Raw genomic sequence first — 10,002 nt, forward strand, 5'->3', positions numbered from 1 at the left:
CCTGCGGGGCTTTTTCATTTCAGCCATCTGGAGACCCAACATGGCCAAGAATTTCGTACAGGACGGCGACGTCCTGACCCTGATCGCTCCGGCCGGTGGTGTCACCTCCGGCGTTCCGGCGGAAGTCGGCGACCTGGTGGTGGTGCCGCTGGTAACCGCCGCCGCGGGCGAGGAGTTTTCCGCCAAGATCGGTGGCGTCTGGAGCCTGCCGGCTGCCGCCGGGCTGGCCCAGGGCGTGAAGTGCAGCGTCCTGGACGGCGAGCTGGTGGCTGCAGCCACCGCTGACTCGGCGCCGTTCGGCTACATCACCGAGGCCACTGTCGGCGGCTTCGCTTCCGCGCTGCTCGTCCAGCAATGACCGGCGACAGATTCGCTCGTGCTCTCGGCCGCTTGCATGAGCGCGTGGTCGAGCGGCTGAACGACGGCACCGCCCAGTACCTGGCCAGGGATGGCCGCCTGGTGGCGAGCAATCTGACAGTCATCGTCGACCACAACCTGATGCAGAACGGACCGGATGGCCTGATGCGTTCGGATGCGGTCGGCATCAGCTGGCGGAAGGTGTTCCTCGACACGGTCGAGCGGGGCGGCGTTTTTGTGCTCCCGGGCGGCCGGCGCTTGCTGGTCGAGGACATTGCCGCAGACGACGGCCACGTGGCGACAGCAGCCTGCATGGAGGCTCCATGAGCAGCATCCTCACCAGTGTCCGCCAGGCGCTGATACGGCGTGTTGAGCAAATCACCATCGACAACGGCTGCCTGACCAACATAGGCCAGCAGGTCCGCACCGGTTGGCTGAACGAGGTGCTGACCGACAAGGACCTGCCGCAACAGTTCGTCCTGATCCAGAAAGCGCCGAACCGGCCGCCGGAGGGCAAGCCGGGCGCGCTGCGGATGCACGTCGGGTACTTCGTCATCGGCTTGGTCCGCACGGACATTGCCACCTACGAGGAAGCGCTTGAGTCCATGGAGTTGGATATCAGCCAGGCGTTTGTCCCCGTTGAGGGGGTATTCCCTGCGTGGCTTCCCAAGGGCTGCACCGGGAGCACCGTCGGCTCCTCGGACCCGTTCCCGCCGGGCAATGGCCAGCCCTACGCCGGCGTCATCGTTCCCGTCCACATCACTACCATCATCCAGGAGAAGATCCGCCGATGAGCGAAGAGAAATCCGTGCAACTGGTCGAGGTCAAACTCGCCAGCGAGCACACCCACAAGGGCGTCGACTACAAGGCCGGCGACAAGATCAAGGTGACCCCGCGCCAGAAGGCTTTCCTTGAGGAAGCGAAGAAGGTCGAGGGCGCCGCCATCACCGCGAAGGAGGCCTAAGCCATGGCCATTGTCAAAGAGACGGTCGTCATCGGCGGCCACCTCAAAGCGCGCGAAGTTGGCTCCGGCCTGCCGTTTCAGAAAGTCGGCCTGGTTTCCACGATCCAGCATGCCACCGAAACCAACAGCCTGACCTTGGCTGATACCACCACCCCGCAGGGCGGTGAGTACGACAGTCTGGACCGCGTCACCAGCGTCTCGCTTTCGATCAACTTCCGCGAGATCTTCAGCTGGGTGCTGGCTGCGCTGGTATGGGGCAACGTCACCAGCGTCGCCGCGACCACCGTAACCGGTGAAGTGCATGTCGCCGATGTGGACGGCACCATCGCTCTGGCGCAGATGCCTCTCACCATCGCCAACGTGAGCAACGAGGCGGGCACCACCGATTACGACGAGTTCGACGACTGGGTCATGACCGGTTCGGGCATCGAGGTAGTCGCCGGCGGCGCACTGGAAACTGCGATCAAGGCTGCCGCCCCGGGCACGCCCTTCAAAGTGAGCGTGGACTACAGCTCCGCCGCGGTGGACGTCATCGAGGCGCTGACCAACAGCGGCAAGACTTTCGAGTTCCTCTTCGAGGGGGAGAACGCCGCCGGCACTCAGAAGCGTATCGAGGCGCGTTTCTTCCAATGCCGCCTCAACCTGGCGACCCAGATGGACTGGATTAACACCGAGGACTTCGGCGGATTCCAGGCCACTGCGAAGGTTCTCCGAGACTCCACCAAGGTCGGCGCCGGTACCTCGAAGTACTTCAAGATCAAGAAGGAAAAAGCCGCAGCGTAAGGCTGGCTTTGATGTTGCGATGGGATAGTAGTTCCAGCGCATCTAGCGCTGGTCCTACCCTAGGCCCGCGGTGCTGCAACCAGCATTTGCACCATGAATGCTCACTTGAAATTGCGCTTGTAGAGCAATTCGTAGCAGCGTTTTGCGATAGTCATGAAGACAAGCCCGCTTAATGCCAGTCCGCCTAGGAATACCAGTACCACAACAGCTTTGGGGGTGAGGGCATGGTCACGGGAAATTTCGAGGAAGTCGGGCATTACTTTCCCTACAACCCAGAGGTAGTAAGCGCCAACGAGGAAACTAGGAGCACCAATTAGGGCGAGTTTCCAGTCGCTGAGCTCTTCCCAGGTGTACTTCTTTCGGTAGCGAAAGTGGATTAGTGCACGTCCGAAGAGTTGATTCATACCTGCCTCCTGCTTGAGCGCTCTCGTGAGCATGTGGAGCTAGGAATTATCATTTCGACGTGATTCACGTAAAGGTGCTCTTCCCTTGGTGATCTCTCTACCTATTCGCAGACAGGCATCCGCCCGTCGCTGGCGTTTCCGTGTGGCCATCTACAAGACGATTACCCGCTTCGGCGGGTTTTCCATTTCTGGAGTCTGAAAATGTCTGAAGCAGCCGGTTGCCGGATCGTTCCGCTCGGTGCCCATAGCGTCACTGTTCATGAGATGTCCGTCGCCCAAGTCCGTCAGTTGATGGACACCATCACTGCCGACCTGATCGGTGACTCGTTGCTCGGCGGCGCGCTGCGCCTGCATGACCTTTCGGTTATGTCTTCGCTGACCACCGCGCAGATCGACGAGCTTACTCCGTCCCAGCTTGAAGAACTTTCCCAGGTTTGCCGTGAGGTGAATCGCCATTTTTTCGCGATGCTGGAGCGACTGGAGAAGGTCCTGGTGAAGCCCTAGGCCGCCTCGACCAGACCATCGCTTTGCTGGTGCGCGCGGGCCACCAGAACGTCCTTTCCTATCCCTGGAGCCTGTTTCTCCGGGCCCTCAAGGTGTGAGCCATGACCGATGTAGAGCTGCGGCTGACGGCCGATGACGCCGAGGCGCGCCGCGCTGTTTCCGGCTTTCGCGCCGAGTACCAGAAGCTGGTCAAGGACGTCGAGCGACCGCTGCGCCAGGTGAGTGCCTTCCGGGATCTTGAGAGTCAGCTGGATAGCGGCTCGCGGACAATTCGCCGTGCGCGCGATCGAGTGCGCGAGCTCGGCGACGAGATTGCCCGTGCGGATAATCCGACCAAGGCTCTACAAGCCAGCTACAAGGCTTCGGTGGCTGACCTGCAGCGCCTGGAGCGTGCCGAAGCTCAGCAGATCGTGCGCCTGTCGAGCATGCGGGCAGAGCTTCAGGCCGCTGGTGTTGATACCCGGAACCTTGCCGCGGAACAAAACCGCCTGCGCGCCGAGCTTGGTCAACGGCAGGCAGCAGGTCGTGCTGACGCCGATCTTTCTGCCGCCAGCGGCACGCTAGGCGTTGATCGCTTGCGTACGCTGCAGGCTCAACTGCGCACGCTTCCAACGGATTACGAACGGCTCAGCCGCGCGGGCTTCAAGTCCGCGGCGGAACAATCGGCTGCTCAACTGCAACTCCAGCGGCGCCTCGAGGAGACTCGCCGGGAAATTCAGGAGCTGACCGTTGCCAGTCAAGGCGCCGGGCGCCTGCAGGGGCTCATCAGCGGCGCGGCAGGTCTCGGCATCGGCCTCGGCGTGACCGAAACTGTCGGCGCTTACATCAAGGCCGCCGACCAGGTGAAGAACCTGCAGTCGCGCCTGCGGCTGGCTACCAATGACCAGGAGGAGTTCAACACCGCTCAGCGCGAGCTCGGCCGCCTGGCGAACGATAACCAGGCTCCGCTTTCCAGCCTCTACTCGCTGTACACGCGGCTGGCGCCGAGCCTTGCAGAGCTGAAGCGTGGGCAAAAGGACTTGCTGGGTGTGATCGAGGCGGTGTCGGCGTCGACCCGCATCAGCGGCGCAAGTGCAGAGGAGGCGGACGCCTCTATCATCCAGTTCGCCCAGGCCCTTGGCGCGGGTGCGCTGCGGGGTGACGAGTTCAACTCTGTCGCCGAGCAGACGCCGCGCCTAATGCGCGCCTTGGCCGACGGCCTCGGCGTCGCTCGGGGCGCCCTGAAGCAGATGGCCAACGACGGTCAGCTGACCGCCAACGTGGTCATCAACGCCTTGCTGAAGCAACTGCCGCAACTGCGCGCCGAGGCCGCAGCGCTGGAGAAAACCTCCGGCGGGCAATTCCAGGTGTTGGCGAACGAGGCCACCCAAGCTGTGGGGGCTGTCGATGATCTGACCGGACAAACGAAGGCCCTTGCTACCGGCCTCGGCCTTGTCAGTCGAGGCCTGAAAGTCATCGGCGACGGCTTCAAGGCTTTCAACAAGGGGGGCTTCGGGGCCCTCTTCGAGTTTGATCGTCAGTCCACTCAGGACAACGCCATCGCGGACGTCGAGAAGTCGATCGCGCGCGTGATCGCGGCGAAGAAGGAGCTGCAGGACGACGGCAAGCTCAGCATCCTGAACTTCCTGCGCTTTGGCACTGCTGACATGGCGGAGCTGGACCGACAGCAGGCCAAGTACGAGGAGTATCTGAACAGCCTCAAAGCTGCCCGGGAAAAAGCGGAGAACGATGCCAAGCAGAAGCGCCTGGCCAAGGCAGAGGCGGAGGAGGCCAAGGAGCGCGAGCGCAACTATCAGGAGCAGCTTCGGGCACTGGATGGCTTCGCTGGGAGTGAGCGTGCGCTGCAAGCGGCCCGCGAGGCGGGGGAGCGCGGCTTCCAGGATCGGATCGACCGTGCCCGGCAGGCGGGGCTGACCAAGCTGAAGGGCTACCTGAATCAGCAGTACCAGGAGCTGAAGAAAGCCCAGGCCAACTACGAGCAGGTCGTCGGCGAAACCGAGACGATCCTCAAGCCGTTCAAGGACCTCACCCAGTCCTTCAAGGATGGCACCGCCGGGCCGTCGGCTGCTCCCAGCTACAACCAGGTGCAGGACCTGAAGTTGAAGGCCCGGTCGAAGATCGATAGCGACCCGCAGAAGGCGATCGAGTACGCCAACAAGGCGCGCGAGGCGCTCGAGCAACTGCTGTCGGCCGGCGAGAATACCTACGGCCTGCAGGGCGTGGCCGGGGATCTGGAGGACATCGCCACCGCTGCCCAAGAGGTGCGAAAGGTGCGCGCTGCTGATATCCAGACCAGCGTCCAGGACAGCATTTCCGAGCTGGTGCGCCAGGCGGATGCGCTGAAGAACCTGAGCGTTACTGTCTCCTGGGATCAGGCCAACGAGGAGCAGATCAAGGCCCGGATGCTGGCGCTGTCCCAGCAGATTGCCGAGCAGCTCAAGTTCAAGGTTCAGGTGACCGCGCCGGACGTCGACGCGAACGTGGCCCGAGTCACCGCGGATTCTCCGGCGGCGGTACCAGGATTCGACGGAGGCGGGTGGACTGGCCCAGGTGCACGCCTGCAGCCGGCCGGCATTGTGCACGCTGATGAGCACGTGCAGCCGAAGCGTGTTGTCAACGAGCCTGGGGCGCTCAACTTCCTCGAGCGCGTGCGCCGGAACGGCTTCACCAGGACTATGGCCGATCTTCAGCGCCGTATGGTGAATGGCTTGCCGGGGTACGACGTCGGCGGGCTGGTTGGTGCCGTGACCATTCCAAGCATACCGGCTGCGCCTGCTTCGCTGTTGGGAGGGCCGGCGGGCGACAGCCTGGGGACAGTCGTTCTACACCTGGATGGTCAGTACTACAGCATGCAGGCCTCTGGCGATCAGTTCGTCGCCTTGCATCGAGCCTCGCTGAAGAAAGGTCACCGTCGAAAAACCTGAGCCCCGCACCCGCGGGGTTTTCTTTTCTGGAGCTCCTGAATGTCTCTACCCATGGTCATGCTGGGCGGCCTGCCCATTGTCCTGCATGCCGGCACGGTGACGCAGTCCATTACGCCGCTGGGTGGGCCGGAAGTCCTCCGGCTCACCAGCGGTACCGGGGTGCAGCAGACTCACTGGCAGCGCTCGGCGATCGCGCTCAGCGGTTCCGGCTGGATGCCGCCGGGCCTGGATGGGCTCGATTACACCCAGCCGCTGGAGCTGCGGTGCACCAAGCAATTGAGCATCGTCAGCACCGGCCGCAGCTTCCAGGTGATCGGCACGCCGAGGCCGGACTTCCCCGTCTACGCGCTGGCGCTGGTCGGCAAGGAGTGGGTGAGCGCGGAACTGACCTTGACCGGCAGTGCGGCAGAGGTCGCCGAGGTTCCTGGCGCATCGCTCTACCAGGTCTTGTGGATGCCCATGTTCACCGTCTCGGCGAAGCGCCCACAGGGGGACATGGACCCTGGCAACGGCGCCACGCCTCACGGCTGGCAGATCACCTGCGAGGAGCTGTAAATGCTGACCAACGGCGTCCCGCTGAACTCCTTCGCGCTGAACGTTGCTGGAGCCACTCCGGGGGGCGAGCTGGTTCCGGTGCCGGCGCCGCGGTCCGTGCTGTGGTCATGCCGGCTCATGCTGGGCGACGAAGATGTCACCGCGCAGGTTACCGGCGGCATTCGCATCGAGCGGGAGGAGGGGGCTGCCGCCATCGCCGAGTTCTCCCTGTACCTGCCGGAGGTCGGCGTTGATGTCGTCGGCTGGACCGGCCGCCCTGTGGAGATCTTCTACCGCGAAACACTTGGCGCAGGCTGGATCGAGGAAATGCGGTTCTCTGGCTGGCTGGAGCAGCCGAGCTACGATCCGCGCAATCGCATCGTCTCTTGCGAGGCCACCGATCGGCTGCAGGACCTGGTCGAAGCGATGGAGATCGCCGACATCGAGGCCCTGGTGGGCGGTGTCTGGACTGTCGACGTGTTCGAGGCCACTGATGGCCGAAGCCGCTGGGACTATGCCAGCGAGCGCCTGGCGTCCGTTGCTGGCAGCCTTGACCGCTCTGTGGCGGGCGCTCTTCGCGTGACGCCCTGGGTGGCGCAGGCGCCGAGCAAGAGGTTTGCCGCCGGCACCACCATCGACGGCTCCCTGTCCGTGGATATCGCCAAGCTGTCCGACCGCGTCAACCGAGTCGAGCTGTCCCTCAGCTACCGATTCAGTCGCCTACGGGAAAGGCACCAGGCATTCAACTGGGAGCACCCGGATATCCAGGGCTGGTCCGTGGACAATGGCTTCTGCATCTGGCGCGCCAACTCCACTGAGTTGCCGACAATCGACATGGTGGAAGAGGCACTGAGCTCGGCGGGGTACAACCTGCTCGCCGGGGCGCAGTTCCTGACGGTCCCGCTCTCCGGGGTCTATTGCGACCCGCCGCAGGCCTGGCGGAACGACTTCGACAATCTGCTTCTGGCGGCTGATGTGGTTGGCGGCATGCGCTGGACCCAGGCGGTCACCGAGACTTACACACTCACCGTGGAGGCTCCGGCCAGCGTCGCACAGGCCGGCGCCGTCCTGCGGCGCGATGGCGGCTCCGTGGAAAGCGAGTTGGCTCGGGCTGAGGACTGGGAGTCTGCCGCATTCACCGCGCCCGAACCGGACGCCGTGCAGGATGCGATCGAGGACTACCTGGTCGACTTGCGAGAGACGCCTCGGCTTGAGCTCGCCGCGTCCTGTCTGTTGATGGGCGCGCGCGTGTCCATCTTGAGCGCGCACCGGGCGAACAAGGTCGCCTGGCAGGTGCCGACCTCCATGGCGCTGGGGATCGACTTGGTGGACACCGTGCTCATGGAGGACCGCATCCGCGCCCAGGGCAAGGTCTTCTCCCTGATCGATGAATACGACCTCCAGGGGCAGACGGCCATCAGCACCATCACGTTGGCCATCAGCCGGGGTGGTGGCACTGATGACGATCCGCTCACCCTGCCGCCGCCGCCGAACAGCGATATTACCGGCGAGGCGCCCGAACTGATCCAACTGCCGACCCAACTGCGCGGGCGCGGCCTGATGACCTACGACGATGAACTGGATGGATTCGCCGGCAACTACGACGAACTGGATATCGGCTCGCCGCCCGACGCATTCCCGCGCCGGCACCAGGTGACCGCGCCGGAGGTGCCGGCCGAGCACCGGGACGAGTTCACCGCTGAGACGGCCAGGACCTACCGCGTACTGGTCCCCAACGACCTGCTGGAGCTGTAGCCATGACCCTTGCCGAAGAGCGCCGCGCGATCGCCGGCGGGATCACGGCTGCCCGTAAGTCGCAGCAGTTGGTGAGTGACCTACAGTCGCTGGAAAGCCAGCGGCGCAAGATCGGGGAGTTGAACGAGCTGGAGCGCCGTGGCGCGCGGCCGGCAACTCAGGGCCGCGCCGCCTACAAGGCGCCCACCACGGCCAGCACCGGGGGCATCGCCAGCCCTCTGGTCGAAAAAACCAAGACCGAGGGCACCGCGCAGGTGCCGGACCGCGACTACTACGCGGACGGGCTCACCAGCAGCGACGGTCTACTGATCCTGCCGGCTATCAAGACGCTGCGGATGACCGACGCCAACGGCGCCGACGTCGAGTTCCAGCTGGCGAATCCGAAGGGGACCCTATGACCGAACCCGTCTGGGGCTGGCCATGGCATGGCCGGCTCGACAGTGCCGGGCTGCACCTACCCAACGGCCTGCTGATCAACACGGTGTACATGCCCGGCGACAGTCCCTGGCTGACCTACCGCCACCAGGTGCCTGGCATTGCTCCGGTGCAGCGCACGGAAGACGAACTCGCGGCTGACCAGGCCGCCGGCCGCGAATGGCGTAACCAGTCGATCCTCTGCGGGCGCAACTTCAACCTCTACAACCGCGACCTTGGTGGCTGGGTGTATAGCGCACCGGACGGCAGCAACTGGATCATCAACCTGGAAGCCGAGTCGGCCACGCTGTTCGGCGTGCTGGGCGGTAAGCAGGTGATTCGCTCGATGCCTGTCACCTGGCCGGAAGACCTCGGGCAGTCCACGCCGGTGCTCGCCGGCGCCCTGGTGAAGCGCGACAACACACCCGTAGATATCTCTCCGGATGGTTCCCGGGCGGTGCTGATGCTCTACATGGAAGACCCGGACATCACTATCGCGCCTGGTGTACGACCTATCCCGCTGGGGTTCCTGCTGGTGACCGTCAGTGGCGACCGCCAGACGGGCTTCGCCGCGGTGGCTACGGTGCTGCGCACCAGGGCGCAAACGCTTGGGACCTACGTCGGCCAGGACGCTTACTCCGGGGAGCTGCGCGAGTCCCGCTGGACCATCGGCCCACCGCACCCGCACGACCCCGACCATCCCGTGGTGGTGGATCGGCCGGCGGCATCGGATCCGCCGGGCACGTCCTATGCGGGCACGGATGTGAATGGGCAGCTCGGCCGGTATGCAGTTCGCGAGGGAACCCGGACAGACGCGGTGCAAAACAAGATCCTGGCAGTGTGGTTCAACGCCGCCGGCGAGCTTATCGACTGCACCTTGGACTTCCAGATCCTCTTCGCCTGGGACTATCCGCCGGCCTCGTTCAACGTCGGGCCGGCGGCCACCTCGATCAACCGAACCACGTCGACCACCACCACTTACTCGCTGGCCCTGAAGGTCGGCGGTGAGTTGGCGACGACGATGGAGGAGGTGGTTGTGCATACGGAGCGTTGGGAGAACCAGGCCGGCGTCGTAGAGCAGACGGAAACGCTCAACGGCGAAAACGTGACGGGGCAGTACAACCCCATCGCCGGCACCTGGGCGCCCGTGCCGTTCGACTTCCAGAACTGGACGCTGCAGCAGCAGTGCCTGATCAGGGCGCGCCTCCGGCCCTTCGACTGGGTTCGCTACTCCAACAACCTGCTGGGCCTTTATGCCCGCGTGAAGCCCGCAGAGCTGTACATCCAGCACTACCGAGGGCCGGCAGCGCCGGTCGACGGTGCGGAGGCGTACCAAGTCCGCCGAGCCGACCTGGACGAGCCC

Annotated in this window: 12 protein-coding genes; 11 read left to right on the forward strand and 1 reads right to left on the reverse strand. The window is 64.3% G+C overall.

The genetic code is table 11. The features are described from left to right. Positions 1–40: 40 nt before the first annotated feature. The 5 genes from ACNFIA_RS14935 to ACNFIA_RS14955 are packed head-to-tail and all read left to right on the forward strand — an operon-like array spanning position 41 to position 2,104. Positions 41–358, forward strand: coding sequence for a capsid cement protein (locus ACNFIA_RS14935; protein WP_416786072.1), 318 nt, complete (start codon positions 41–43; stop codon positions 356–358). Beyond that, positions 355–684: a hypothetical protein gene (locus tag ACNFIA_RS14940; RefSeq protein WP_416786075.1), complete on the forward strand. Its 330-nt coding sequence runs from the start codon at positions 355–357 to the stop codon at positions 682–684. Before ACNFIA_RS14935 ends, ACNFIA_RS14940 begins: the two co-directional genes overlap by 4 nt. Further along, complete coding sequence (locus tag ACNFIA_RS14945; protein ID WP_416786078.1) at positions 681–1,151, forward strand: hypothetical protein; 471 nt, start codon at positions 681–683, stop codon at positions 1,149–1,151. Before ACNFIA_RS14940 ends, ACNFIA_RS14945 begins: the two co-directional genes overlap by 4 nt. Next, positions 1,148–1,321, forward strand: coding sequence for a hypothetical protein (locus ACNFIA_RS14950; protein WP_416786081.1), 174 nt, complete (start codon positions 1,148–1,150; stop codon positions 1,319–1,321). Before ACNFIA_RS14945 ends, ACNFIA_RS14950 begins: the two co-directional genes overlap by 4 nt. Positions 1,322–1,324: 3 nt before the next feature. After that, on the forward strand, positions 1,325–2,104 hold the full coding sequence (locus ACNFIA_RS14955; RefSeq protein WP_416786084.1) for a hypothetical protein: 780 nt from the start codon (positions 1,325–1,327) through the stop codon (positions 2,102–2,104). Positions 2,105–2,205: 101 nt separating this feature from the next. On the opposite strand, the gene ACNFIA_RS14960 is transcribed toward ACNFIA_RS14955, so the two are convergent. After that, positions 2,206–2,508: a hypothetical protein gene (locus ACNFIA_RS14960; RefSeq protein ID WP_416786086.1), complete on the reverse strand. Its 303-nt coding sequence runs from the start codon at positions 2,506–2,508 to the stop codon at positions 2,206–2,208. A gap of 201 nt (positions 2,509–2,709) precedes the next feature. Between ACNFIA_RS14960 and ACNFIA_RS14965 the strand changes: the two genes are divergently transcribed. The 6 genes from ACNFIA_RS14965 to ACNFIA_RS14990 form a co-directional block, all read left to right on the forward strand. Beyond that, on the forward strand, positions 2,710–3,012 hold the full coding sequence (locus tag ACNFIA_RS14965; protein WP_416786089.1) for a hypothetical protein: 303 nt from the start codon (positions 2,710–2,712) through the stop codon (positions 3,010–3,012). A gap of 101 nt (positions 3,013–3,113) precedes the next feature. Next, positions 3,114–5,936: a tape measure protein gene (locus tag ACNFIA_RS14970; RefSeq protein ID WP_416786092.1), complete on the forward strand. Its 2,823-nt coding sequence runs from the start codon at positions 3,114–3,116 to the stop codon at positions 5,934–5,936. Positions 5,937–5,975: 39 nt separating this feature from the next. Next, positions 5,976–6,491 carry a hypothetical protein gene (locus ACNFIA_RS14975; RefSeq protein ID WP_416786095.1) on the forward strand — a complete coding sequence of 172 codons (516 nt, stop codon included), beginning with the start codon at positions 5,976–5,978 and terminating at the stop codon, positions 6,489–6,491. Then, the gene (locus ACNFIA_RS14980) at positions 6,492–8,225 is read left to right on the forward strand and encodes a hypothetical protein (RefSeq protein WP_416786098.1); all 1,734 of its coding nucleotides are present in this window, start codon (positions 6,492–6,494) and stop codon (positions 8,223–8,225) included. A 2-nt stretch (positions 8,226–8,227) separates the two neighbouring features. Beyond that, entirely contained in the window at positions 8,228–8,623 is a 396-nt protein-coding gene (locus ACNFIA_RS14985) for a hypothetical protein (RefSeq protein ID WP_416786101.1), read from the forward strand. Beyond that, positions 8,620–10,002: hypothetical protein (locus ACNFIA_RS14990; protein ID WP_416786104.1), on the forward strand; the 1,383-nt coding region annotated here is incomplete at its 3' end. The genes ACNFIA_RS14985 and ACNFIA_RS14990, both read left to right, overlap by 4 nt.

It is taken from the genome of Pseudomonas sp. NY15437 (genome assembly GCF_048068435.1).
Lineage (GTDB): Bacteria > Pseudomonadota > Gammaproteobacteria > Pseudomonadales > Pseudomonadaceae > Pseudomonas > Pseudomonas nitroreducens_B.